This is a genomic window from Bradyrhizobium sp. GW821-FHT13H06 (genome assembly GCF_058803975.1).
In genome coordinates this window covers 560,418-585,652 of the sequence record NZ_JBXAPN010000004.1, presented here as the reverse complement: position 1 = coordinate 585,652, position 25,235 = coordinate 560,418, and the positions used below count along the sequence as shown (strand labels likewise).

Genomic DNA, 25,235 nt, shown 5'->3' with positions numbered 1-25,235 from the left:
CTTTTCCGCGCCGTGTCAGGCGCGTCGCAATGAAAGTGCTCCCGTGGATCTCGATGCGCTTGCCGGCTGTCTCTCCAGTTCCGCGTGCCTGGTGACGCAAACCACCAGCGGCCTCATCATCGGCATGCTGCTGTTCCTCGTCGCCGTCGGGCTGACGCTGATCTTCGGCGTGCTCAAGGTGGTCAATTTCAGCCACGGCGCCTTCTACATGTTCGGCGCCTATTTCGCGATGACGGCCTATCAGCTCACCGGCAGTTTTGCGCTGGCGATGCTCGCGGGCGCGGCCGGCACCGCGGTTCTCGGCCTGATCTTCGAGCGTGTCTTCATGAGCCGCGTCTATGGCGCCGACGTCCTGATGCAGCTCCTCGTCTGCTACGCCTTCGTGCTGATCTTCGACGACGTCGTGCGCATCATCTGGGGGCCCGAGTTCAAGGCGATGGGCATGCCGGCGGCCTTCCAGGTGATGCCGCTGTTCATCGCCGGCGGCGTGGTGCCGCCTTACTATCTGCTGCTGATCGGTGTCGCGCTTCTCGCCGCCATCGTGCTCGGCATCGGCCTGTCGCGCAGCCGCATCGGCAAGGTGATCCGCGCGGCCGCGCACAATCCCGGCATGGTCTCGGCGCTCGGCATCAACACCGGCCTGATCTATGGCGGCGTGTTTGCGCTCGGCGGCATGCTGGCGGGCCTTGCCGGGGCGCTGGCAGCGCCAGTGCGCTCGCTGACTCCCGGCATGGGCTTCTCGGTGTTGATCGAGTCCTTCATCGTCACGGTGATCGGCGGCATGGGCTCGATCCTGGGCGCGCTGATCGGCGCGCTGCTGCTCGGCCTGATCCGCTCCTTCGGGTCGCTCGGTTTTCCCCTGTTCACGGAAGGCCTGATGTATCTGTTCATGGTGATCGTGCTGGTCTCAAAGCCCACCGGCCTGTTCGGCAAGGAGGCGGCATGACCGAGCTGGAGGCCGGACGCGCGCAAACGCTGGTGCCGGTGCGCAGCGGTGCCGTGCTGCAACGTTATCGCGACGTGCTGATCGCGCTGATCGCCTTTGCCGTGCTGGCGAGCCTGCCATTGTTCACCGGCAGCAAGGCGCTGCTCGATTTCGTCATCCGCTGCTCGGCCTATGGTCTGTTCGCGACCTCGCTCAACCTCCTGGTCGGCTACACCGGCCTGACCTCGTTCGGGCACGGCATGTTCTTCGGCCTTGGTGCCTACAGCTTCGGCCTGATCATGCAGAAGCTCGGCGTGCCGATTCCGGTGGCTTTCGTCGCGGCATTGGCCATCACGGCGGTCTTTGCGACAGTCATCGGCGCGATCTGCGTGCGGCTGAAGGAGATCTATTTCGCCTTCGTCACGCTCGCCTTTCAGATGCTGATCCACTCGACCATCCTGTCCTGGGCCTCGTTCACCGGCGGCGATCAGGGCCTGCGCGGCGGCATCCCGCGGCCCGTCTTTCTCGGCATCGATCTGTCCAATCATGTCCATCTCTATGTCACGAGCTGCGCCCTGCTCATCCTCGGCCTGCTCGCGATGCGCCAGATCGCGCAGTCGCCGTTCGGCTACACGCTACGCATGATCCGCGACAACGCCGCGCGCGCGAGCTTCCTCGGCATCGACGTCTGGCGCGCAAAACTCACCGTGTTCGTGCTGGCCGCGCTGTTCGCGTCGATGGGCGGCATGGTGATGGCGCTGTTCGTGTCGGGCGCCTATCCGGAGTTCGCCTATTGGACGATCTCGGGCGAGGGCATCTTCATCAACATGCTCGGCGGCGTCTCGACGTTCCTCGGCCCGATGGTCGGCACCGTGTTGCTGCTCCTGCTCAACGACACCGTGACGCGGTTTACCGAGTATCACGGCATCGTGCTCGGCGTGGTCATCCTGTTCTTCGCGCTGGGCCTGCGCAAGGGCCTGCTGGATTTCGTCGCCGAATGGCTTTGGGATCGGCGCGATGCAGGCAAGGGGCGCTAGCCAATGCTCGAGATCCGCAACCTCGCAAAATCCTTCGGTGGCGTGAAGGCGACCAACGACGTCTCGCTCGATTTCCCCGACGGCTCGCTCACCGCCGTGATCGGGCCGAACGGCGCCGGCAAGAGCACCTTCTTCAACCTGATCACCGGCGCCTTGAGCCCGGATTCGGGGCAGGTTCTGCTCGACGGCGTCGATCTTGCCGGCCGCTCGCCGCCCGAGATCGTGCGGTACGGCATCGGCCGCGCCTTCCAGGTCGCGAGCATCTTCAAGTCGCTGACGGTAGAGGAAACCATGCTCGCCGCCGTCAGCGCCGATCAGCGCACTTCCGCGGTGCTGCACAAGCGCTTCCCGCTACCCGAGACGCGCGACCGCGCCGAACACGTGATGGGGCTGCTGGGTTTGGCGAGCAAGCGTCATCGCACGGCAGCGACGCTGTCGCATGGCGACCAGAAGCTGCTCGACATTGCGCTCGCGCTCGTGCTCGAACCGAAGGTGCTGCTCCTTGACGAGCCGACCGCAGGCATGGGGCCGGAGGAGCGCTGGCGCATGATCGACAAGGTGCGCGAACTCTGGGAAATCCAGAAGATTACGGTCGTCTTCATCGAGCACGACATGGACATCGTGTTCAAGATCGCACCCAAGATCGTCGTGCTGTGCTACGGCCGCATCCTCGCCACTGGCACGCCCGACGAGATCCGCAGCAACAGCGCCGTGATCGATGCCTATCTCGGTACCGAGCATGCGGGAGCCGCCGTATGAGCACCGCCGTCATCGAAGTCGCCGATCTCGATGTCTATTACGGCACCAGCCAGATCCTGTTCGGCGTCGGGCTGTCGGTGCGGCAGGGCGAAACGATGGCGCTGCTCGGTCGCAACGGCGCCGGCAAGTCGACGACGATGAAGGCGATCATGGGGTTGGCGCCGCCGCGGCGGGGCAGGGTGAGCCTGCGCGGGACCGTGATCTCCGGTCTTAAGCCGCACACCATCGCACGCGCCGGCCTCGGCTTCGTGCCGGAGGATCGCCAGATTTTTCCGGAGCACACGGTGGAGGACAATCTCGTCATCGGGAAGAAGAAGGGACCGGACGGTCAGGACGAATGGCCGATCAAGCGCATCTACGAGGTCTTTCCGCTCCTGGAGCCGCTGCGCCATCGCATTGCCGGGCGTCTCTCGGGCGGCGAGCAGCAGATGCTGGCGATCGCGCGCACGCTGATGGGCAATCCGGCGCTGCTGCTGCTGGACGAGCCGAGCGAGGGCCTCGCGCCGATCATCGTGCAGCGGATCGGCGAGCTGTTGCGGCAGCTCCGCCAGCTCGGATCGACCGTGCTGATCGCCGAGCAGAACATGCATTTCTGCCTGGGGCTCGCGAGCCACGCCACCGTCATCGACAAGGGCCAGATCGTCTATGCCGCCGGGATCGACGAACTCAGGGCCAACGAGGCAATCCGGCGCCGCTATCTGGCTTTGTGAGTCGGGTGCCGGGTCCAAATAGGCCGAAAGAAGAAAACTATCGTTCCGCGCCCGTCCGACGGAAGGAGATTTCCTCCGCAAGGACAAAAACGCCAATCGCTTCCATTGCGGTTTGCTGCCGAAACGACGACATTCCCGTCAGAATTTGATGGATTGGCCAGAGCCATGGAACGTACCGGATTTGAACCCTTCGGCGAGCAATTGGTGTCCGCGACGGACACCCAGCCGCGGTCGCGTACGTCGAAGCTTTTGCTGCGCGCCGGCACCGGCCTGTTTTGGTCGCTGGTTGCGGGTATCGTGCTTGCCCGTGCCGCCTTTTTCGAGCCCGGCGTCTATGATGGCTTCAGCCGCGTCGCTTCCCTCGCCAAGAGCCTGATCTTCTGAGGCTGGTTACCCGGGCTGAGGATAGAACTCCCCTCGGGCCTGATATGTCGAAAACTTATTTCCCTCCCGGGCCGCGCTGCGTATAAATCTTTCTCCTCAGGGAGAAGTTTGTGTCGCAGAATCAAGCATCCAGCCCGGCCGACGCCAAGCCGGCCACAGCCGCAAGCCGCATTGCGGCGCTGATTCCCGGCATTCTCCTTTGCGTTCTGGTCGCCGGCGTCTCCGCCCTGCTGGAGCGCGCCGAGCTGGGTATGTTCGAGCATCCCTATGTCGAAGCGCTCGTCATGGCGATCCTGCTCGGCATGGCGCTCCGCAGCTTCTGGAAGCCGGCGCCGCGGTGGCAGACCGGGATCGCCTTCAGCGCAAAACAGCTGCTCGAGGTCGCGGTCATGCTGCTGGGAGCCTCGATCAGCTTCGCCGCGATCGCCGCCTCGGGCATCGCGCTCCTAGCCTCGATCGCGGCCGTCGTCGTGATCGCGCTATGTGTCTCTTTCGGTCTCAGCCGTCTGTTGGGTCTGTCGACACGCCTGTCGATCCTGATCGCCTGCGGCAACTCGATTTGCGGGAATTCGGCGATTGCTGCTGTGGCGCCGATCATCGGTGCCAACAACGACGAGATCGCATCCTCGATCTCCTTCACCGCCATCCTTGGCGTGATGATGGTGCTTGGCCTGCCGCTCCTGATCCCGCTGCTGCAATTGTCGGCCACGCAATACGGCATCCTCGCGGGCCTCACCGTCTATGCGGTGCCGCAGGTGCTGGCCGCAACGGTGCCGGCCGGACTCGTCGCGACCCAGATCGGCACGCTGGTCAAGCTGATGCGCGTCCTGATGCTCGGGCCCGTCGTCGTCGGCTTGTCGCTGGTCGCCTCGCGATGGCAGGCCGATGCCAAGAAGACCAATGTCGGCTTCTTCCGCCTGGTCCCGTGGTTCATCCTCGGCTTTCTCGCGCTGGCGACCCTGCGCTCCCTCGAAATCGTGCCGGCGACGGTGGTCGGCCCCGTGACGAAGATCACCAGTTTTCTCACCGTGGTGTCGATGGCCGCACTCGGCTTGGGTGTCGACGTCCGCGTGCTCGCCAATGTCGGAGGCAGGGTGACGGCCGCCGTCACGCTCTCGCTGCTGCTGCTGCTCGGCATCAGCATCGCGCTGGTGCACTGGTTCAAGTGATCGGAACAGGACGCGGCCTCGCTGCCGCTCTGGACTTCCCCCGCCAGACGTTTATTGGTCTTCGCCAATGTGATCGGCCGTCTTCGAGCCCGGCTGATCCTCAGAAACAGCGAGGACGCCGGCCATGACGACATTGACCGTGAAGGATCTTCTGCCCGAGGACGGCACGCGGGGAACATTGGCCGGCCGCGTTTGGCTGCCGCAGGTTGATGGTCCGGCCGTGGTCGCCGTGCGCGGCGACGGCGTGTTCGATGTCACCGCGAGATTCCCGACCATCAGCGCGCTCTGCGAAGAAGACAATCCCGCTCAGGCGCTGACGACGACCAAGGGCGAGCGTATCGGCGACCTCGAAACAATTGTTGCCAACACGGCACCCGACGGGCGTGACCCCAAGAAACCGTGGCTGCTCGCGCCGGTCGACCTCCAGACGCTGAAAGCCGCCGGCGTTACCTTCGCCATCTCGATGCTGGAGCGCGTGATCGAGGAGCGGGCCAAGGGCAATCCGGCTTCGGCCGAAGCAATCCGGAAAGAGGTCACGCGTCTGATCGGCGACGATCTGTCCAAGCTCAAGCCGGGCTCGGACCAGGCGATGCACCTGAAACAGGTGTTGATCGATCAGAACGCCTGGAGCCAGTATCTCGAGGTCGGCATCGGCCCCGACGCTGAAGTCTTCACCAAGGCGCCGACGCTGTCGTCGGTCGGCACCGGCATGGACGCCGGCCTGCATCCGAAATCGACCTGGAATAATCCGGAGCCCGAACTGGTGCTGTTCGTCTCCAGCCATGGCAAGATCGTCGGCGGGGCGCTCGGTAACGACGTGAATCTGCGCGACTTCGAGGGCCGTTCGGCGCTGCTGCTGTCGAAGGCCAAGGACAACAACGCGTCCTGTGCAATTGGTCCGCTGCTGCGCCTGTTCGACGACAGTTTTACGCTCGACGACGCGCGTAAGCTGGACATCAGCCTGAATGTCACGGGCACGGACGGCTTCGTCCTCGACGGCCATTCCTCGATCAGCAAGATCAGCCGCGATCCGACCGATCTGGTCGCGCAGACCATCGGCAAGATCCATCAATACCCTGATGGCTTCGTGCTGTTCCTTGGAACGATGTTCGCACCGGTCAAGGATCGCGATGCGCCGGGGCAGGGGTTCACCCACAAGCGCGACGACATCGTCACGATCTCCGCGCCCCAGCTCGGCAAGCTCGTCAACCGCATGCGCACCAGCGACGAGTGCGAGCCGTGGACGTTCGGCATCGGCGCGCTGATGAAGAACCTGGCGCAACGGAAGCTGATCTAGTTTCTGCGCCTCTCCCCGCATGCGGGGGGCCGACACGCAAAGCGTGGCGGGAGAGGGGCTGCCACTGGTCGCTCTGGCTGACATGCGCAGAGCTCTATCTACTCCGTCATTGCGAGCGCAGCGACTTGTCCGCCAAAGCCTTCGGCGAAGGCGGAAGCAATCCAGAGTCTTTCCTCGGAGGGATTCTGGATTGTTTCGCTGCGCTCGCAATGACGGGGAGGGGAGCTCGCGGGTCCGTTAATCACCGTCGCCGGATGGGCCCTCACCCCAACCCTCTCAGCGCGAGTGAAGCTCGTCGCGGGCCTCGTAAGAACGGGACGAGGGGTGTACGTCGCTATCGCAGTCGCTCGCAATTTCCGCACATCTCCCCGTTGCATCGATGGAACAAAATCGCGCAGCGCGTGTCTTAAAACCGCATGCGACAGCGCAGCGAAGTTTCCGGCAAATAGTCAAATAATATGACTAGTCGGAACCCATCTTCCGTGAAATAGTGCCTTCCGCCGCCTCAAAGGCCGGCCTACGGGTGCCATGATACCAATAGGCGCCCTCGATAAACATCTTGGGAGACACGCCTGATGACCCTCAAAGCTCTATTTGCGGCCAGCGCCGCGGCCGCGTTGCTGCTCACCTTGCCGGCTAACGCCGCCCAGCTCACCATCGGCTTCTCGCAGATCGGATCGGAATCCGGCTGGCGCGCGGCCGAGACCTCGGTCTCCAAGCAGGAAGCTGCCAAGCGGAAGGTCAATCTCAAGATTGCCGACGCGCAGCAGAAGCAGGAGAACCAGATCAAGGCGATCCGCTCCTTCATCGCGCAGAACGTTGATGCGATCTTCCTCGCACCCGTCGTCTCGACCGGCTGGGATTCGGTGCTGAAGGAAGCCAAGGAGGCGAAGATTCCAGTCGTGCTGCTCGACCGCGACATCGACCCGTCAGGCAAGGACCTCTATCTCACTGCTGTTACTTCGGACAGCGTGCACGAAGGCGCCGTTGCCGGCGACTGGCTCGCCAAGACCGTCGGGACGAAGGCCTGCAACATCGTCGAGTTGCAGGGCACGGTCGGCGCCAGCGTCGCAGCCAACCGCAAGAAGGGTTTTGACACCGCCATCGCCAAGCATGCGAACCTGAAGGTGGTGCGCAGCCAGACCGGCGACTTCACCCGCGCCAAGGGCAAGGAGGTGATGGAGAGCTTCATCAAGGCCGAAGGCGGCGGCAAGTCGATCTGCGCGGTCTATGCCCACAACGACGATATGATGGTCGGCGCGATCCAGGCCATGAAGGAAGCCGGCCTCAAGCCCGGCAAGGAGATCCTCACCGTCTCGATCGACGCCGTGCCCGACATCTTCAAGGCGATGGCCGCGGGCGAGGCCAATGCCACGGTCGAGCTGACGCCGAACATGGCCGGCCCCGCGCTCGATGCCATCGCGGCGTTCAAGGAGAAGGGTACGGTTCCGCCGAAATGGATCCAGACCGAGTCCAAGCTCTATACCGCGGCGGACGATCCGCAGAAGATCTACGACAGCAAGAAGGGCCTCGGTTACTGAGGCGGGCAATACACCGGACTGCTTCCAGCAGTCCGGTGCCCTCTTCGAAACCGCTGCGGGAACGAATAGGCTGGACGTGCGCGTCACAGCGGACGCCCATAGGAGTGACGTCGCGATGGAAAACAGCCTCGATCCTGTTTCGCCGCTCCTTGAGGTGCGCGGGATCAGCAAGAGCTTCGGCGCGGTGCGCGCCTTGCAGGAGGTCGACTTCACGCTGCGCGCCGGCGAGATCCATGCGCTGCTCGGCGAGAACGGCGCCGGCAAGTCCACGCTGATCAAGGTGATCACCGGCGTGTTTCCCCGCGATGCCGGCACTGTCAGGCTCGGTGGCGAAGAGGTCGTGCCGCGCTCGGCCAAGGCGGCGCTTGGAGCCGGCATCGCCACCGTCTACCAGGAGGTCAACCTGCTGCCGAACCTGTCGGTGGCGCAGAACCTGTTCCTCGACCGCCAGCCGATGCGCTTCGGCATCGTGCGCGAAGGCGAGATGCGCCGCCGCGCCAAGGCGCTGCTTGCGGATTTCGGTCTCGATATCGACGTCGCCGCGCCGCTCGGCAACTATTCGGTGGCCATCCAGCACGTCACCGCGATCGCGCGTGCCGTCGATCTTTCCGCGCGCGTGCTGATCCTGGACGAGCCGACCGCGAGCCTTGACCGCCATGAGGTCGGGATTCTCTTCGGCATCATGCGCCAGCTCGCGCAGCGCGGCATCGGCATCGTCTTCGTCAGCCACTTCCTCGACCAGGTCTACGAGATCTCCGACCGCATCACGGTGCTGCGCAACGGCCGCCTGGTCGGCGAGCGTGAGACAGCTTCACTGCCGCGCCTCGAGCTGATCCGGATGATGCTCGGTCGCGAGCTCGCGGAGACCACCAGCACGCGGGCTTCTGTCACCGAGCACAAGACACGCGAGATCTGCGCGAGCTTCGAAGGTTACGGCAAGGCCGGCTACGTCGCGCCGTTCAATCTCGAGCTGCGCCATGGCGAGGTCGTCGGACTTGCCGGACTGCTCGGTTCGGGCCGCACCGAGACGGCGCGGCTGGTGTTCGGCGCCGAACGCGCCGATCGCGGGCAGGCGAGGGTGGAAGGCGCGCCGGTGCGGCTGCAGTCGCCGCGCGACGGCGTCCGCCACGGCTTTGGCTATTGCCCCGAGGAGCGCAAGACCGAGGGCATCGTCGCTGAGCTCAGCGTGCGCGAGAACATCGTGCTTGCGCTCCAGGCCAAGCGCGGCCTGCATCGCCCGCTGTCGCGCCGCGAGCAGGACGAGATCGCGCGCCGTTACGTCAAGATGCTGGATATTCGCCCGGCCGATCCCGAGCGCCCCGTGGGACTGCTCTCCGGCGGCAATCAGCAGAAAGTGCTGCTGGCGCGCTGGCTCGCGACCTCGCCGCGGCTCCTCGTGCTGGACGAGCCGACCCGCGGCATCGACGTCGGCGCGCATGCCGAAATCATCCGCCTGATCCGCGAACTGTGCGACGAGGGCCTGGCGCTGCTGGTGATCTCCTCCGAGCTCGACGAGATCGTGACCTATTCGGACCGCGTCGTAGTGCTGCGCGACCGCGCCCATGTCGAAGAGCTCGCTGGAGAGGCGATCGACGTCGGCAACATTCTCGCGGCGATCGCCGCCGATGGCGCCGCGGCCGCGCACGAGGGCCGGGCATGACAACGCTATTGCCGCGCCGCGGCCTTGCCCAGGTCCTGGCGCTGATCGTGATCCTGGCGGTCGATCGCATCGTATCACCTCAGTTCTTCGACCTGCGCCTGCAGGACGGGCGGCTGTTCGGCAGCCTGATCGACGTGCTCAATCGCGGCACGCCCGTGGCACTGCTCACGCTCGGCATGGTGCTGGTGATCGCGACGCGCGGTATCGATCTCTCAGTCGGCGCCGTCATGGCGATTTCGGGCGCCATCGCGGCGAGCCTCGCCGACAGCTACGGGCTGCCGATCGTGCTGGCGGCCGCGCTTGGCGCAGGCCTCGTCTGCGGCTTGTGGAACGGTTTCCTCGTCGCCGTGCTCGGCATGCAGCCGATCGTGGCGACGCTGATCCTGATGGTGGCGGGACGCGGCATCGCCCAGCTCATCACCGAGGGGCGCATCGTCACCTTTTCCTCACCGGACCTGGTCTGGCTGGGCAATGGCTCGGTACTCGGCCTGCCGGTGCCGGTCGTGATTGCCCTGGGCATGCTGATCCTCACTGCCGCAGTGGTGCGCGGCTCCGCGCTCGGGCTCCTGATCGAGGCCACCGGCGGCAATGCGCGGGCGAGCGAGCTCGCCGGCGTCGGCACCCGCGCCATGATCCTTTCGGTCTACGTCTGGTGCGGCGTCTGCGCCGCGCTCGCCGGCGTGATCGCGGCGGCCGACATCATGGGGGCGGACGCGAACAATGCCGGCCTGTGGCTCGAACTCGATGCCATCCTCGCGGTCGTGATCGGCGGCACCTCGCTGTTCGGCGGCCGTTTCAGCCTCGTGCTCGCCGTGTTGGGGGCGCTCATCATCCAGACCATGAACACCGGCATCCTGCTGTCAGGCTATCCGCCGGAGTTCAACCTGCTGGTCAAGGCGGTGGTGGTGCTCACGGTGTTGCTGCTGCAATCGCCGAAACTGTCGGGGCTCGCCGGAATTGCCATGCGGCTGCGGAGGACCAAGGCATGAAAGGCCTGCCGCCCGTTCTCATCACGGCCATCGTGCTCGTTGCGGGCTTCGCGCTCTGCGCGATGCAGTTTCCGAATATCGCCTCGACGCGCGTGGTCGGAAATCTCCTCACCGACAACGCCTTCCTCGGCATCGTCGCGACCGGCATGACATTTGTGATCATCTCCGGCGGCATAGATCTTTCGGTCGGATCGGTGATCGGCTTCACCACCGTGTTCGTTGCACTGGCGATCGAGCGCTGGGGCGTGCCGCCGCTGGTCGCCTTCGTCGCCATTCTCGCGCTCTCGGCAGCCTTTGGTGCGGCGATGGGCGCGGTGATCCATGTCTTCGACCTGCCGCCCTTCATCGTCACGCTGGCCGGCATGTTCCTGGCGCGGGGTGCGAGCTTCCTGCTCTCGACCGAATCGGTGCCGATCACCGCGCCGGTCTATTCCACCGTGTCGGACTTCGCGCTGCGGATGCCCGGCGGGGGGCGACTGACCGCAATCGCGATCATCATGCTCACGATCGTGATCGGCGGCGCCCTGCTGCTGCATCTCACCCGGTTCGGCGCCAACGTCTATGCACTCGGCGGCAACCGGACCACCGCAAGCCTGATGGGCGTTGCCGTCGGCAAGATGACGATCAAGATCTACATGCTGTCGAGCCTGCTCGCGGGGATCGCCGGCATCGTCTTCTCCTTCTACACCAGCGCTGGCTATTCGCTCTCCGCCGTCGGTGTCGAACTCGACACCATCGCCGCCGTCGTGATCGGCGGCACGCTGCTCACGGGCGGCCAGGGCTCGGTGATCGGCACTTTCCTCGGCGTGCTGATCCAGGGCCTGATCCAGACCTACATCAATTTCGACGGCACCTTGTCGAGCTGGTGGACCAAGATCGCGACCGGCGTGCTACTGTTCTCCTTCATCGCCTTGCAGCAGGGGCTGGTCGCGCTGGCGCGCCGGCCGGTGGTCAAGAGCGCAGGAGCGGCGTCATGACCTCGCGCATCCTCGTCATCCCGACGCGGCGGGCCCACTCCAACAATGCGGAGGTGGCCCGTTCGATCGGCGTCGACATCATCGCCGGCCGCTATGCGGAAGGCACGCGTCTGCCGGGCGATGCCGAGATGATCGCGATGTTCGGCGTGTCGCGGCCGGTGCTGCGGGAGAGCGTGAAGACGCTGGTCGCCAAGGGCCTGCTCACCACCAAGGCGCGCGTCGGCACCGTCGTGCGCGAGCGTGGCGCCTGGAACATGTTCGACGCTGATGTGCTGGCCTGGCACCTCGACGCCGGCATCGACAAGCGCTTCCTCAACGATCTCGCCGAGATCCGTCTTGCGGTCGAGCCGCGCGCGGCCATGCTCGCGGCGGCGCGGCGGTCGGAGGAGGGCCTCGCCGAGCTCCGCCGCAGCATGGAGCGCATGCGGCATGAAGCGTCCGACTCGGTGGGCTTTGCCGATGCCGATCTCGCGCTTCACGTGGCCGTGGCGCGCGCCTCGGGCAATTTGTTCATGCGCTCGATCGGGCACGTCATCGAGGCTGCGCTGCGCGCCTCGTTCCTGCTCAGCGCCCCGGACGAGCCGGAGGATCGCGACACTGTGCTGCAGTGGCACCAGAAGATCGTCGATGCCATCGCGGTCGGCGATGCCGATGCCGCCGCCGAAGCGATGGTCTTCGTCATTCACAATGGAATGCATCGCCATGAGGGGGCCGCGATCGAGACCGCGCCGGCCGAGGCGCTGCCGTCGGCGGATACTGGAGAACGAGCGTGACAGACCTTCGCATCGCCATCGTCGGGTTCGGCAAGATCGCGCGCGACCAGCATGTCGGCGCGATCGCGGCGACCCCGGGTGCAACGCTGGCGGCGGTCGCCAGCCGCAACGCTTCGCTGCCGGAATTGCCGCATTTTGCCACCATCGAGGACTTGCTGGAGCGGGGACCGCCGATCGATGCGGTGTCGCTCTGCACGCCGCCGCAGGTGCGCCGGGCACAGGCTGCAGCAGCTCTCGCCGCCGGCAAGCATGTCATGCTGGAGAAGCCGCCGGGCACCGGCGTTGCCGAGCTCGATCCGCTGATCGCAATGGCGGCGGAGGCGAAGCGCACGCTGTTTGCGACCTGGCATTCGCGCCATGCGCCGGCGGTCGAGCCGGCGCGGCAATGGCTCGCCGAGCGCCGCATCGCCTCCGTGCAGATCAGCTGGAAGGAAGATGTCCGCGTCTGGCATCCCGGCCAGGCCTGGATCTGGGAGCCGGGCGGCCTCGGCGTGTTCGATCCCGGCATCAATGCGCTGTCGATCCTGACCAGGATTCTACCGAAGCCCGTGTTCGTCACCGCGGCGGAGCTGGCCTTCCCGGCCAATTGCCAGGCGCCGATCGCGGCGAACCTGACACTGACTGATATCAGCGGTCTGCCTGTGATCGCCGAGTTCGATTTCCGCCAGACCGGGCCGCAGAGCTGGGATATCGTCGTCGAAACGGATCGGGGCCGGATGACTCTGTCCAGCGGTGGCGCGCGCATGGCCGTCGACGGCAAGGTGCTTGCCGGGGCGCCCGATGAGGAATATCGCGGGCTTTACCGGCGTTTCGTCGAACTCGCGGCGACCGGCGCGAGTGACGTGGATCTGACGCCGCTACGTCTCGTCGCCGACGCCTTCCTGCTGGGCAAGCGCACGATCGTCGAGCCGTTTGTGGACTGAACATGGCCGCATCAAAAATCACCAGAGACGTCTTCGGGACGCTGCCGGACGGCCGCAAGGTCGAGCGCATCGTGCTGCGCGGGGAGGGCGGCTTCGAGGCGCGGATCATCACGCATGGCGCCGTGCTTCAGGCGTTGATCGCCCCGGACGCGCGCGGCGGCCACGACGACGTCGTGCTCGGCCATGACACATTCACAGGCTATCTCGCCGAACGAAAGTTCTTCGGCGCGACCGTCGGCCGCTACGCCAACCGCATTGCCAAGGGCCAGTTTTCGCTCGGCGGCGAGACGGTGCAGCTTGCCGTTAACAACGGCCCCAATGCGTTGCACGGCGGCCTCGACGGATTCGACCGCAAGCTCTGGGAGCTTGCGGACCTCGACGAGGGCGCCGAACCCGCGGTGACGCTTACCTATGTCAGCCCGCATGGCGAAGAGAACTATCCTGGCCGGCTTGACGTGCGCGTGACCTATCGCGTCACCGGCCCGGCCGAACTCTCGCTCATCATGGAGGCGCGGACGGACCGGCCGACCATCGTCAATCTCACCAACCACAGCTTCTTCAATCTCGAGGGCGCAACGTCGGGCAGGTCCGTTCTCGACCATGAGCTGACCGTCGCCGCCGAGCATTTCCTCGCGATCGATCCCACCGCCATTCCGCTGCGGGAGCCGCCGCGCCCGGTAGCCGGCACGCCGTTCGACTTCCGCGAGCCGCGGGCGGTCGGCGAGCGGATCCGCGAGAGCGATCAGCAAATGCAGAACGGCAGGGGCTACGACCACACCTACTGCCTCGCCCACGACGGCAAGCTCGCGTTCGCCGCCCGGCTGGAGGCGCCGCGCTCGGGCCGCATGATGGAGCTGTTCACCGATCAGCCCGGGCTCCAGGTCTATTCCGGCAATTATCTGGATGGCACGATCTTGGGAAAGGGCGGCAAGCTCATTCGTCAATCGGACGCCATGTGCCTGGAGCCTCACATCTGGCCGGACGCGCCGAACCGGCCGGATTTTCCGAGCCCGCGCCTCGACCCCGGCGAAGTCTATCGCCATCATACGGTCTATCGCTTTTCAGTGAGGTCACCATGATGGAACAGGTGCCCACGATTGTGCTCTCGGACCATCCCTGCCATCTGGGTGAAGGGCCGACCTATGACGCAACTACCGACACCGCCTGGTGGTTCGACATCCGCGAAGGGCTGCTGTTCGAGGCGCAGCTCGACAGCGGCAGCATCCGCGTCCACGCGCTCGGCCGGATGGCGAGCGCGCTCGGACGCATCGATGCGGAGCGCCAATTGATCGTTGCCGAGGACGGTCTTTACATCCGCAAGCTCGTCGATGGCGCGATGATGCTGCTCTGTCCGCTCGAAGCCGACAATCCCGCGACCCGCTCCAACGACGCGCGGGTGCATCAGTCCGGCACGTTCTGGATCGGCACCATGGGACGCAACGCGGAGCCGGGGGCAGGCGCGATCTACGCGTTCCACCGCGGCAGGATCTCGCTGCTGTTTCCCCGCATCAGCATTCCCAACTCGATCTGTTTCTCGCCGGATGGCGCGATCGGCTATTTCACCGACAGCGCGCGCGCCGTGCTCTACGCCGTTCCGCTCAATCCCGCGACCGGCCTGCCGCGCGGCGAGCCGGAGGTGCTGCTGCGCCACACCGGCATCGGCGGATTCGACGGCTCGGTGTGCGACGCGGACGGGCGGATCTGGAACGCGTGCTGGGGCGCGAGCCGGATCGATGTCTATTCTCCGCAAGGCGAGCGCCTGCGCTCACTCGGCGTGCCGGCAAGGCAGGCGAGCTGTCCCGCCTTTGTCGGCCCGGATCTGTCGCGCCTGCTCGTCACCTCGGCCTGGCAGGACATGGACGCGACTGCGCGCGCCGCCGATCCGCAAGCCGGTTGCACCTTCTTGTTGGAGGCATCCGCACGCGGACGCGCGGAGCCCGACGTCAAGCTCGCATAGGAGACCAGAGGCATCCCACGACTACGTTCTCGACGTCACGAAGAAACAGTCTGATACCCAAGGGAGTGAAACATGCTGAAACTGAAGACGACAGTTCTCGCGCTGGCGCTGGCCGGCGCTGCCACGATGGCCACAGGCGTCACGGCCTTCGCCCAGAAGGCGACCGTCGGCATCGCCATGCCGACGAAGTCGTCGGCGCGCTGGATCGACGACGGCAACAACATGGTCAAGGTGCTGAAGGAGCGCGGCTACAACACCGACCTGCAATATGCCGAGGACGACATTCCGAACCAGCTTTCGCAGGTCGAGAACATGGTGACCAAGGGCGCGAGAGCGCTGGTGATCGCCGCGATCGACGGCACCACGCTGTCGGACGTGCTCAAGCAGGCGAAAGCAAAAGGGATCACGGTGATCGCCTATGACCGCCTCATCCGCGGCACGCCGAACGTCGACTATTATGCAACCTTCGACAATTTCCAGGTCGGCGTCTTGCAGGCGCAGTCGATCGAGCAGGGGCTCGGGCTGAAGGAAGGCAAGGGTCCCTTCAACATCGAGCTGTTCGGCGGCTCGCCCGACGACAACAACGCCTATTTCTTTTATAACGGCGCGATGAGCGTGTTGAAGCCGTATATCGACAGCGGCAAGCTCGTCGTCGCATCGGGCCAGATGGGTATGGACAAGGTCGCGACCCTGCGCTGGGACGGCGCCACCGCACAGGCGCGCATGGACAATCTGCTCAGCGCCTACTACGGCAACAAGAAGCTAAATGCCGTGCTGTCGCCCTATGACGGCATCTCGATCGGCATCATCTCCTCGCTGAAGGGCGTCGGCTATGGCAGTGCCGGCCAGCCGATGCCGATCATCTCGGGCCAGGATGCCGAAGTGCCATCGATCAAGGCCATGCTGCGCGGCGACCAGTATTCGACCATCTTCAAGGACACCCGCGACCTCGCCAAGGTGACAGCCGACATGGTCGATGCCGCGCTCGCCGGCAAGGAGGTCACCGTCAACGATACCAAGACCTACGAGAACGGCGTCAAGACCGTGCCGTCCTACCTGCTCAAGCCGGTGGTAGTCTACAAGGACAATTGGGAGAAGGTGCTGGTCGACAGCGGCTATTACAAGAAGTCGCAGTTCCAGTAACTTTCTCTACCCTCTCCCCGCGTGCGGGGAGAGGGGGACTCTCGATGAGGGACGAAAAGCACGTCCACAAACTCGTCATGACCGGGCTTGTCCCGGGCATCCACGCCCTTCGTCGCGGACGGCTGCACGTGGATGGCCGGGACAAGCCCGGCCATGACGACGCGGAGACGTTCAGGAGGATGATGCCATGACCGCAATGCTGGAGATGCGCAACGTCAGCAAGAGCTTTGCCGGTGTGCAGGCGCTGCGCGACGTCAACTTCCAGGTCGAGGCCGGGCAGATCCACGCCCTCGTCGGCGAGAACGGCGCCGGCAAGTCGACGCTGATGAAGGTGCTGAGTGGGGTCTATCCGCATGGCAGCTACGAGGGGACCATCATCTTCGAAGGCGAGGAGCGTCGCTTCCGCGACATCAACGATTCCGAGGCGCTCGGCATCATCATCATTCACCAGGAGCTGGCGCTGATCCCGCTGATGTCGATCGCAGAGAACATCTTCCTGTCGCATCCGCCGTCGAAGCTCGGGGTGATCGATCGCGACGAGGTCTACCGGCGCACGCGCGAGCTGCTGGCGCAGGTCGGCCTGAAGGAGTCCCCCGATACGCTGATCACGGATCTCGGCGTTGGCAAGCAGCAACTCGTCGAAATCGCGAAAGCGCTATCCAAGCGTGTGCGCATGCTGATCCTGGACGAGCCGACGGCGAGCCTCAACGAAGCCGACAGCGCCGCGCTGCTCGAACGCCTGATGACATTCCGCGAGCAGGGCATCGGCTCGATCCTGATCTCGCACAAGCTGAACGAGGTTGCCAAGGTCGCCGACCACATCACGGTGCTGCGCGACGGCCGCACCGTCGACAGCATCGACTGTCATGCCGAGCCGATCCAGGAGGATCGCATCATCCGCAGCATGGTCAATCGCGATCTCGCGCACCGCTTCCCGGAGCGCAGCGCGAAGATCGGCGAACCGGTGCTCGACGTCGCGAACTGGTCGGTCTATCACCCCCTCCATCCCGAGCGGCAGGTGATCAAGAACGTCCATTTCAGCGTCAGGCGCGGCGAAGTCGTGGGCATCGCCGGGCTGATGGGGGCCGGCCGCACCGAATTCGCCATGAGCCTGTTCGGCCGCTCCTGGGGTACAACGATCAGCGGCTCTCTCCGGCTCGAAGGCAGGGAGATGGTGCTGCCGAGCGTCGCGGCCGCGATCGACGCCGGCCTCGCCTATGTCACCGAGGACCGCAAGCAACTCGGCCTGATCCTCGCCGACGACGTCCGCAAGAACATCACGCTCGCAAGCCTCCCCCAGGTCGCACCCAGGAGGGTGATCGACGACATCGCCGAGCTGAAGGTCGCCAGCGACTACCGCAGCCGCATGCGCATCCGCTGTTCCGACGTCTACCAGGAGACCGGCCAGCTCTCCGGCGGCAACCAGCAGAAGGTGGTGCTGTCGAAATGGCTGATGACGGACCCCAAGGTGCTGATCCTGGACGAGCCGACAAGGGGCATCGACGTCGGTGCCAAGTACGAGATTTACTGTATCATCAACGAGCTGGCGGAGGCCGGCCGCGGCGTCGTGGTGATCTCCTCTGAGATGCCCGAGCTGCTCGGCATCTGCGACCGCATCTGCGTCATGAACGATGGCGCCTTCGTCGGGGAATTCAAGGGCCCTGAGGCGACGCAGGAAAAGATCATGCGCGCCATCATGCGCAACGAACGAAGCAATGGAAACGGCGTGCCTGAGGCCGCGGAGATGGGAGGATCGCAGCCATGACCGACAAGACGGTGTCGCTGCCCGAGGAGCGCCGGCACGGCAGCTTCATCAAGAACAATCTGCGCAACTACGGCATGCTGCTGTCGCTGATCGCGATCATGCTGTTCTTCCAGGTCGTGACCGGCGGCACGCTGCTGCAGCCGCTCAACCTCACCAACCTGGTGCTGCAGAACAGCTACATCGTCATCATGGCGCTCGGCATGCTCCTGGTGATCGTCACCGGCCATATCGACCTCTCGGTCGGCTCGGTCGCAGGCTTCATAGGCGCCGTGGCCGCGGTGCTGATGGTGACCTACAAGGTCGACTATACGCTTGCGTTCATCGCCTGCCTCCTGGTCGGTGCCGCCATCGGCGCGGCGCAGGGCTATTGGGTGGCCTATTTCAAGATCCCGTCCTTCATCGTCACCTTGGCGGGGATGCTGGTGTTCAAGGGCCTCGCGCTCGCGGTGCTGCAGGGCCAGTCGCTCGGGCCGTTCCCGGCGACCTTCCAGAAATTGTCGTCGGGGTTCATTCCCGAACTGCTGCCCGAAGCCGGCACGCTGCATCCGACATCCATGCTGATCGGCGCCGTGCTCGCGCTGGGCCTCGTCTACGCCAGCGCCAAGGGCAGGTCGCGCGAGCAATTGCACGGAATCGAGGTCGAGCCCTATGCGTTCTTTCTCGGCAAGAGCATCCTGCTGGCCTGCGCCGTACTCTATTTTACCTATCTGATCGCCTCGCATCGCGGCCTGCCCAACGTGCTTGTCATCATGACCGCGCTGATCGCGCTTTACGGCTTCGTGACCCGCCGCACCGTGATCGGGCGGCAGATCTACGCGGTCGGCGGCAACGCCAAGGCAGCGAGCCTGTCGGGCATCAAGACCGAGCGGCTGACGTTCCTGACATTCGTCAACATGGGCGTGCTCGCCGCGCTCGCCGGTCTCGTCTTCGCCGCGCGGCTCAACACCGCGACCCCGAAGGCCGGCCTCGGTTTCGAGCTCGACGTCATCGCTGCCTGCTTCATCGGCGGCGCCTCGGCCTATGGCGGTGTCGGGCGCGTCGGCGGCGCCGTGGTCGGCGCCATGATCATGGGCGTGATGAACAACGGCATGTCCATCCTCGGCATCGGCATCGACTACCAGCAGGTGATCAAGGGGCTGGTGCTGCTGGGAGCAGTGTGCATCGACGTGTACAATCAGCGGCGCTAGCCGCAACGGCGCTGTCGTAGGGTGGGCAAAGGCGCATTGCGCCGTGCCCACCATCTGTCTCCGATCGTGAGAAAATGGTGGGCACGCTTCGCTTTGCCCACCCTACGGTATTACGGCAGCGGTGATTGCGTCGTGAACAGCACCGCCGCGATCGCGACGGAGAGGCTCACCGCCGATACGGTCGCCACCGTCGACAATACCCCCATTCGCTGGAGCGCGATGGCGAAGGCGATGATGATGGGTGTCGCGGTCATCAAGCCGATCTGTGCATCACTCATGTGATCGTTCGCCATTCCGTGGACCCTGAGCTGGTTCGTAACGCGATCCGGCCGGTCGGACGTTGCGTCGGCGCAAACAAGCGCACCGTAACTCGCCAGTTTGTCCGGCGACAAACTCGGAACCGGGCAGTCGGGCTAAGTCTGGCCGGTGTCCTGATCCGGAAAGATGATGTCGACGGCCGAGTGCGAACGCCAGGAAACCGGCTGGGGAATTCTGGAAGATCTCCCCGGCGATCCCATGATCTGGGTGCTGATCTTCAGCGAGCTCGTCGCCTTCGGCTTGTTCCTCGGCGCCTTCTCGGTCGCCCGCACGATCCACCCCGCGCTGTTCGCGGCCGGGCAGTCAGCACTCGATTCGAATCTCGCCGGCCTCAACACCGTCGTGCTGGTCACCAGCGGCTGGGCGGCGGCAAAGGCAACGAAGGCCGCGCGTGCCGGGGAACGGCCGGTGGCGCGATACTGGATCTTCGGCGCAATGGCGCTCGGCGGTCTCTTCATCGCGATCAAGATCGCCGAATATGCGGAAGAAATCGGGCGAGGCGCCGGGCTCGAGACCAGCCCGTTCTTCACGCTCTACTTCCTCCTGACCGGTTTTCATCTTCTGCATGTCGGCCTCGGCATCGTCATCCTCGCCGTGGTCTGCCGCCGCGCCGGGATATCGGGTGTCGAGACGGCAACGGCCTTCTGGCACATGGTCGATCTGGTCTGGATCGTCATGTTCCCGATTCTCTATCTGGTGAAGTGACGATGCCGGATCGTATCGACGTGACCTGGATCGTGCTGATCGGCCTCGCGCTCGCGACCATCCTGCTGCCGCCGCTGGTGCCGCGGCCGCTGCTCGGCAACGCACTGCTGCTCGCTTTCGCCGCACTCAAGGGCCGCCGGATCGCGCTCGACTTCATGGATCTACGCGCCGTCCCCGCACTCTGGCGGGGCCTCGTCGTGAGCTGGATCCTGATCGTCCTGCTGCTTGCCTGGCTCGCCTCGGCCGTCGTCGTCCTGATCTGACGCGCTCATTGCGCCCTGACAAAGAACGGGCCGGGCTGAGCGGCAATAAATCGCACCATCGCGATTTCGCAGGAATCAAACCGGAAAGGATTGGCAATGGCTGAACGCCTGACCAAGTCGGCCGCTCGAAATGTCTTCTACGGCGGCTCGGCCTTCTTCTTCGCCATCTTCATAGGGCTGACGGCGCACAGCCATTACTACATGGCCACGACGTCGACCGACGCCACGACGCTGACGTCGTCGGTCGCCCGCGGCAAGCATGTCTGGGAAAAGAACTCCTGCATCAACTGCCACACTCTGCTGGGTGAGGGCGCCTACTTCGCCCCTGAGGTCGGCAACGTCTGGGATCGCTGGGGCGGCAACGAGGACCCGGCGGCTGCGCGCGAGACACTGAAGGCCTGGATGCAGTCGCAGCCCTCGGGCGCGCCCGGCCGGCGGCAGATGCCGCAGTTCAACCTCACCGACCAGGAGCTCGACGATCTCGCCGACTTCCTGCAATGGACCAGCAAGATCAAGCGCCAGGAATGGCCGCCGAACAAGGCCGGCTGAGCACGCTGTTTCCTCTTCCAAGACAGAGAGACCCGAGATGAAATATCAGACCCAGAAAGTCGCGATGCTGTATTTCTACGGCGCGCTGACCCTGTTCCTCGCGCAGGTCCTGTTCGGCCTCGTCGCCGGAACCATCTACGTCCTGCCCAACACGCTGTCGACGCTCCTGCCGTTCAACATCGTCAGGATGATCCACACCAACGCGCTGATCGTGTGGTCGCTGATCGGCTTCATGGGCGCGACCTATTTCCTGCTGCCTGAGGAAACCGAGACCGAGCTGTACAGCCCGCTGCTGGCAAAGATCCAGTTCTGGATGTTCTTTGGCGCCGCAGGCGTGGCCGTGGTCGGCTATCTCTTCCACTACCATGAGGGCCGCGAGTTCCTCGAGCAGCCCTTCATCATCAAGGTCGGCATCGTCGTCGTCTGCCTGATGTTCCTGTTCAACGTCACCATGACGGCACTGAAGGGCCGCAAGACCACGATCACGAACATCCTGCTGTTCGGCCTGTGGGGCGTTGCGATCTTCTTCCTGTTCGCCTTCTACAATCCGGCGAACCTCGCGCTCGACAAGATGTATTGGTGGTACGTCGTCCATCTCTGGGTCGAAGGCGTCTGGGAGCTGATCATGGCCTCCGTGCTCGCCTATCTCATGATAAAGCTCAACGGCATCGACCGCGAGGTCGTGGAGAAGTGGCTCTACGTCATCATCGGTCTTGCGCTGTTCTCCGGCATCCTCGGCACCGGCCATCACTTCTACTGGATCGGCGCGCCCGGCTACTGGCAGTGGATCGGCTCGCTGTTCTCCACGCTCGAGGTGGCACCGTTCTTCACGATGGTGATCTTCACGGTGCAGATGACATGGAAGGCCGGCCGCAAGCATCCGAACCGCGCTGCGCTGCTGTGGTCGGTCGGCTGCTCGGTGATGGCCTTCCTCGGTGCCGGCGTCTGGGGCTTCCTGCACACGCTGTCCTCGGTGAACTACTACACCCACGGCACCCAGGTCACCGCGGCGCACGGCCATCTCGCCTTCTTCGGCGCCTATGTGATGCTCAATCTTTCCGTCATGGCCTATGCGATCCCGCAGATCAGGGGACGCGCGCCCTACAACCAGTGGCTCTCCATGGCAAGCTTCTGGATCATGTGCACGGCCATGATGGTGATGACCTTCGCGCTGACCTTTGCCGGCGTCGTCCAGGTCCATCTCCAGCGCGTGCTCGGCCAGGGCTACATGGACGTGCAGGACCAGCTCGCGATGTTCTACTGGGTCCGGCTCGGCTCAGGCGTATTCGTCGCGATCTCCGCGCTGATGTTCGTCTGGGCCGTGCTGGTGCCCGGTCGCGCCAAGCAGGCGGTCATCCCCGGCGCGTTGCAGCCGGCTGAATGAATGCAATCGGCGGCCGCGGTTCGCCGCGGCCGCCAGCTTCCTGGAAAGTCCGGAGAAACATCATGAAAGCTGCCCTTCACACGGTCACCTCGGCGCCCGAGCTGCCGGCCTATGTCGCAAGCGGCAATGAGTGCGCGCTGTTCGAGCACGCCTGGCGGCATCAGCTGCCGGTCCTGCTGAAGGGGCCGACCGGCTGCGGCAAGACGCGCTTCGTCGCGCATATGGCGGCGCGGCTCGGATTGCCGCTCCACACCGTCGCCTGCCACGACGATCTCACCGCCGCGGATCTCACCGGTCGCTACCTGCTGCGGGGCGGCGACACGGTATGGACCGACGGTCCGCTGACGCGCGCGGTGCGCGAGGGCGGCATCTGCTACCTCGACGAAGTCGTGGAAGCGCGCAAGGACGTCACGGTGGTGCTGCATCCCCTGACCGATGACCGCCGTATCCTGCCGCTGGAACGTACCGGCGAGGAACTCGCGGCGCCGAAGAGCTTCATGCTCGTGGTCTCCTACAATCCCGGCTATCAGACGCTGCTGAAGGCGCTCAAGCCCTCGACGCGGCAGCGCTTCGTCGCCATCGAATTCGGCTTCCTGCCGCCCGAACAGGAGATTGCCGTCGTGTCCGCCGAAAGCGGGCTGTCGCCGGAGCGCGTGCGACCGCTCGTCGGGCTGGCCGGCCGGCTGCGTGCGCTCAAGGGGAACGATCTGGAGGAGGGCGTCTCGACCCGGCTCGTGGTCTATTGTGCGACGCTGATTGCCGCGGGGATGCCGACGGCGGATGCGGTGCTCGCCGGCATGATCGAGCCGCTGACCGACGATGCCGACGTCAAGGCGGCGTTGCTGGACGTCGCATGTGCCGTGATCGGGTGAAGCCGCCATGCTCGACTTCCTCGAACTGGAAGAGACGGTCGGCCGCGCCTGGCATCGGATGGTCGGCGGCGTCGCGAGCTATCCGGTTCACGGCGATCACGCCGTCGCCCTCGCAGAGGTGAGGAGCCGGCTCGCGGTGATGTTCCGCGCGCTTGGCGGCGAGACCGGCGTTCAGATCGCCAGCGCAGGCGCGCGCAGGCCGGGCCATCGTCTCGGCTGGCGGCAGCGCATCGGCCTCGGAGACGAGCGACTCGAGCAGCCGGGCCGCGACGCGGCAACCATCCTCCTGCCCGATCGCATCGCGATCTTTCCCGACCGGGCCCTGAACGCAACGCTTTATCGCTGGCTTGCGGCGTGGTTCGCAGCCGCGCCGATCGATGCGATCGCGGAAGCCGATCCGCTGCGGCGGGATCTCTTGATGTTGCGCCGGGCGAGCGAAACCGCGGTCTGGGTGCTCACGCAATTCCCGGGGCTCGCCGTCGATTACGCGCAGCTTGCCGCGGCCACCGCCGAGGCCCGGCCTCGTCGCCCCTTGCCGCGGATCGAGCAAGAGATCGAGCAAATCGTCCTGGCCCTGCTCGGAGCGGGAAAGGCGCCTGCAGGTCGACTGTGGCCGGCGATGATGGGGATGGGCCCGCTGCCGGACAAGGCGCCGCCGGGCTATCGCGCGATCCTGCCGTGCCCGCTCTGGGGCGATTGCTGGACGCGCGAGCTCTCGCCCGCACATGCGGACGAAGACGAATGCGCACCGGGCGCAGCGGCCGCGGCGAAGGACGATCGCAAGCGGTTTGCCGTCCGCGAGCGCGAGGACGACGCCAATCGGCGCGATCCGTTTGTGCTGAACCGTTTCGAGAAGATCCTCGCGATGGCCGAGATGGTCAATGTCGACCGCCCTGCTGACGACAGCGAGGACGAGGATGCGCAGAAAGCAGCCGACGATCTCGAGGAGATCACGCTCAGCCGCCGCGCTGGCAAGCCGGCGAGCCGGTTCAAGTTCGATCTCGACCTGCCGCCGGAGGCCCTCGACGCCTCGCAGCTGAATGCGGACCTGACCTATCCCGAATGGGACTATCGAAGCGGCTCCTATCTGCCGGATCATTGCCGCGTGCTCGAGGCTGCGGCGTCGGAGGAAGGCGAGAACTGGACGGCGGATGACGCGATGCGCCGACGCATTCGCCAGGTGCGCCGCCGCTTCGAGGTTCTGCGTCCGCGTCACGAGATGATGCGTGCCCAGAGCGACGGGCATGATCTCGACCTCGACGCACTGGTGCGCGCGCGGTGCGATCTCAGTGCCGGCAGCGGCGGCGGTCTCGATCGCATCCATGTCGCGATGCGCCCGCAAGGGCACGATCTCGCCGTCACGCTGCTGGTCGACGTCTCGCTGTCGACCGATGCCTGGGTCGACGGCTATCGCGTGCTCGACGTCGAGAAGGAAGCGCTGCTCGTGCTCGCGCACGGGCTGTCGGCTTGCGGCGACCACCACAGCATTCTGACCTTCACGTCACGTCGACGTTCCTGGGTGCGACTCGAAACGATCAAGGCGTTCGGCGAACCAATGAGCGGGGTGGTGGAGCGCCGCATCGGGGCGCTCAGGCCCGGCTATTACACGCGGATCGGCGCGGCGGTGCGCCACGCCGCGGCCGGGCTCGCGCGCCAGCCGCAGCGCAAGAAGCTGCTGCTCGTCCTCACCGACGGCAAGCCGAACGACGTCGATCACTATGAAGGGCGCTTTGCGGTCGAAGACACCAGGAAATCCGTGCAGGAAGCGCGCCGGCTCGGCATTGCGGTGTTCGGCGTGACGATCGACGCGACCGCGCAATCCTATTTTCCGACGCTGTTCGGCCGCGGTGGCTATGCCATCGTCGGCAACATCAAGCGGCTGCCGGGGGCACTGCCGGCGATCTACCGGCAGGTGGCGCATTGACCCGGTCGAGCCGACCGCGGTTAC

General features: G+C 65.2%; 25 protein-coding genes. 24 read left to right on the top strand and 1 reads right to left on the bottom strand.

From position 1 onward, the window contains the following. Positions 1–43: 43 nt before the first annotated feature. From AC1RQP_RS20090 to mmsB, 18 genes are all read left to right on the top strand, one after another. Positions 44–946: a branched-chain amino acid ABC transporter permease gene (locus tag AC1RQP_RS20090; protein ID WP_061883279.1), complete on the top strand. Its 903-nt coding sequence runs from the start codon at positions 44–46 to the stop codon at positions 944–946. Continuing rightward, positions 943–1,962, top strand: coding sequence for a branched-chain amino acid ABC transporter permease (locus tag AC1RQP_RS20085; protein WP_492938248.1), 1,020 nt, complete (start codon positions 943–945; stop codon positions 1,960–1,962). The genes AC1RQP_RS20090 and AC1RQP_RS20085 overlap by 4 nt, the downstream gene beginning before the upstream one ends. A 3-nt stretch (positions 1,963–1,965) precedes the next feature. Continuing rightward, positions 1,966–2,721, top strand: coding sequence for an ABC transporter ATP-binding protein (locus AC1RQP_RS20080; protein WP_492938247.1), 756 nt, complete (start codon positions 1,966–1,968; stop codon positions 2,719–2,721). Continuing rightward, positions 2,718–3,431 (top strand): ABC transporter ATP-binding protein, encoded by a 714-nt coding sequence (locus AC1RQP_RS20075; RefSeq protein ID WP_239622544.1) that lies wholly within the window; start codon positions 2,718–2,720, stop codon positions 3,429–3,431. Before AC1RQP_RS20080 ends, AC1RQP_RS20075 begins: the two co-directional genes overlap by 4 nt. A gap of 165 nt (positions 3,432–3,596) precedes the next feature. After that, complete coding sequence (locus tag AC1RQP_RS20070) at positions 3,597–3,815, top strand: hypothetical protein (protein ID WP_194388310.1); 219 nt, start codon at positions 3,597–3,599, stop codon at positions 3,813–3,815. Between the two features lie 110 nt (positions 3,816–3,925). Further along, entirely contained in the window at positions 3,926–4,984 is a 1,059-nt protein-coding gene (locus tag AC1RQP_RS20065) for a YeiH family protein (protein WP_492938246.1), read from the top strand. A 124-nt stretch (positions 4,985–5,108) separates the two neighbouring features. Further along, positions 5,109–6,281 (top strand): fumarylacetoacetate hydrolase family protein, encoded by a 1,173-nt coding sequence (locus tag AC1RQP_RS20060; protein ID WP_239622547.1) that lies wholly within the window; start codon positions 5,109–5,111, stop codon positions 6,279–6,281. Between the two features lie 575 nt (positions 6,282–6,856). Next, positions 6,857–7,822, top strand: coding sequence for a galactofuranose ABC transporter, galactofuranose-binding protein YtfQ (gene ytfQ, locus AC1RQP_RS20055; protein ID WP_492938245.1), 966 nt, complete (start codon positions 6,857–6,859; stop codon positions 7,820–7,822). Positions 7,823–7,937: 115 nt separating this feature from the next. Beyond that, positions 7,938–9,482: a sugar ABC transporter ATP-binding protein gene (locus tag AC1RQP_RS20050; protein WP_492938244.1), complete on the top strand. Its 1,545-nt coding sequence runs from the start codon at positions 7,938–7,940 to the stop codon at positions 9,480–9,482. Further along, positions 9,479–10,471, top strand: coding sequence for an ABC transporter permease (locus AC1RQP_RS20045; RefSeq protein ID WP_239622550.1), 993 nt, complete (start codon positions 9,479–9,481; stop codon positions 10,469–10,471). Before AC1RQP_RS20050 ends, AC1RQP_RS20045 begins: the two co-directional genes overlap by 4 nt. Further along, on the top strand, positions 10,468–11,448 hold the full coding sequence (yjfF, locus tag AC1RQP_RS20040; protein ID WP_492938243.1) for a galactofuranose ABC transporter, permease protein YjfF: 981 nt from the start codon (positions 10,468–10,470) through the stop codon (positions 11,446–11,448). Before AC1RQP_RS20045 ends, yjfF begins: the two co-directional genes overlap by 4 nt. After that, complete coding sequence (locus AC1RQP_RS20035) at positions 11,445–12,221, top strand: FadR/GntR family transcriptional regulator (protein ID WP_492938242.1); 777 nt, start codon at positions 11,445–11,447, stop codon at positions 12,219–12,221. Before yjfF ends, AC1RQP_RS20035 begins: the two co-directional genes overlap by 4 nt. Then, positions 12,218–13,144: a Gfo/Idh/MocA family protein gene (locus AC1RQP_RS20030; RefSeq protein WP_492938241.1), complete on the top strand. Its 927-nt coding sequence runs from the start codon at positions 12,218–12,220 to the stop codon at positions 13,142–13,144. The genes AC1RQP_RS20035 and AC1RQP_RS20030 overlap by 4 nt, the downstream gene beginning before the upstream one ends. A 2-nt stretch (positions 13,145–13,146) precedes the next feature. Beyond that, entirely contained in the window at positions 13,147–14,223 is a 1,077-nt protein-coding gene (locus tag AC1RQP_RS20025) for an aldose epimerase family protein (protein WP_492938240.1), read from the top strand. Next, complete coding sequence (locus AC1RQP_RS20020) at positions 14,223–15,101, top strand: SMP-30/gluconolactonase/LRE family protein (RefSeq protein ID WP_492938425.1); 879 nt, start codon at positions 14,223–14,225, stop codon at positions 15,099–15,101. Before AC1RQP_RS20025 ends, AC1RQP_RS20020 begins: the two co-directional genes overlap by 1 nt. A 72-nt stretch (positions 15,102–15,173) precedes the next feature. Further along, on the top strand, positions 15,174–16,244 hold the full coding sequence (gene chvE / locus AC1RQP_RS20015) for a multiple monosaccharide ABC transporter substrate-binding protein (protein WP_492938239.1): 1,071 nt from the start codon (positions 15,174–15,176) through the stop codon (positions 16,242–16,244). Between the two features lie 187 nt (positions 16,245–16,431). Continuing rightward, on the top strand, positions 16,432–18,009 hold the full coding sequence (mmsA, locus tag AC1RQP_RS20010) for a multiple monosaccharide ABC transporter ATP-binding protein (RefSeq protein ID WP_492938238.1): 1,578 nt from the start codon (positions 16,432–16,434) through the stop codon (positions 18,007–18,009). Then, the gene (mmsB, locus tag AC1RQP_RS20005; protein ID WP_492938237.1) at positions 18,006–19,196 is read left to right on the top strand and encodes a multiple monosaccharide ABC transporter permease; all 1,191 of its coding nucleotides are present in this window, start codon (positions 18,006–18,008) and stop codon (positions 19,194–19,196) included. Before mmsA ends, mmsB begins: the two co-directional genes overlap by 4 nt. A 110-nt stretch (positions 19,197–19,306) precedes the next feature. Here the strand turns inward: mmsB and AC1RQP_RS20000 are convergent, their stop codons facing one another. Next, entirely contained in the window at positions 19,307–19,474 is a 168-nt protein-coding gene (locus AC1RQP_RS20000; RefSeq protein ID WP_492938236.1) for a hypothetical protein, read from the bottom strand. Positions 19,475–19,643: 169 nt separating this feature from the next. On the opposite strand from AC1RQP_RS20000, the gene AC1RQP_RS19995 reads away from it, so the two are divergent. From AC1RQP_RS19995 to AC1RQP_RS19970, 6 genes are all read left to right on the top strand, one after another. Then, positions 19,644–20,219, top strand: coding sequence for a cytochrome c oxidase subunit 3 family protein (locus AC1RQP_RS19995; protein WP_492938235.1), 576 nt, complete (start codon positions 19,644–19,646; stop codon positions 20,217–20,219). Positions 20,220–20,221: 2 nt separating this feature from the next. Beyond that, a complete protein-coding gene (locus AC1RQP_RS19990) occupies positions 20,222–20,482 on the top strand; it encodes a cytochrome C oxidase subunit IV family protein (RefSeq protein WP_492938234.1) in 261 nt (86 codons plus the stop codon). 96 nt (positions 20,483–20,578) lie between these two features. Continuing rightward, positions 20,579–21,031 carry a c-type cytochrome gene (locus AC1RQP_RS19985; RefSeq protein ID WP_131870107.1) on the top strand — a complete coding sequence of 151 codons (453 nt, stop codon included), beginning with the start codon at positions 20,579–20,581 and terminating at the stop codon, positions 21,029–21,031. Positions 21,032–21,068: 37 nt separating this feature from the next. Continuing rightward, a complete protein-coding gene (locus AC1RQP_RS19980; RefSeq protein WP_239622561.1) occupies positions 21,069–22,415 on the top strand; it encodes a cbb3-type cytochrome c oxidase subunit I in 1,347 nt (448 codons plus the stop codon). Between the two features lie 62 nt (positions 22,416–22,477). Next, positions 22,478–23,287, top strand: coding sequence for a CbbQ/NirQ/NorQ/GpvN family protein (locus AC1RQP_RS19975; protein ID WP_492938233.1), 810 nt, complete (start codon positions 22,478–22,480; stop codon positions 23,285–23,287). Positions 23,288–23,294: 7 nt separating this feature from the next. Further along, a complete protein-coding gene (locus tag AC1RQP_RS19970; protein WP_492938232.1) occupies positions 23,295–25,211 on the top strand; it encodes a nitric oxide reductase activation protein NorD in 1,917 nt (638 codons plus the stop codon). Positions 25,212–25,235: the final 24 nt, after the last annotated feature.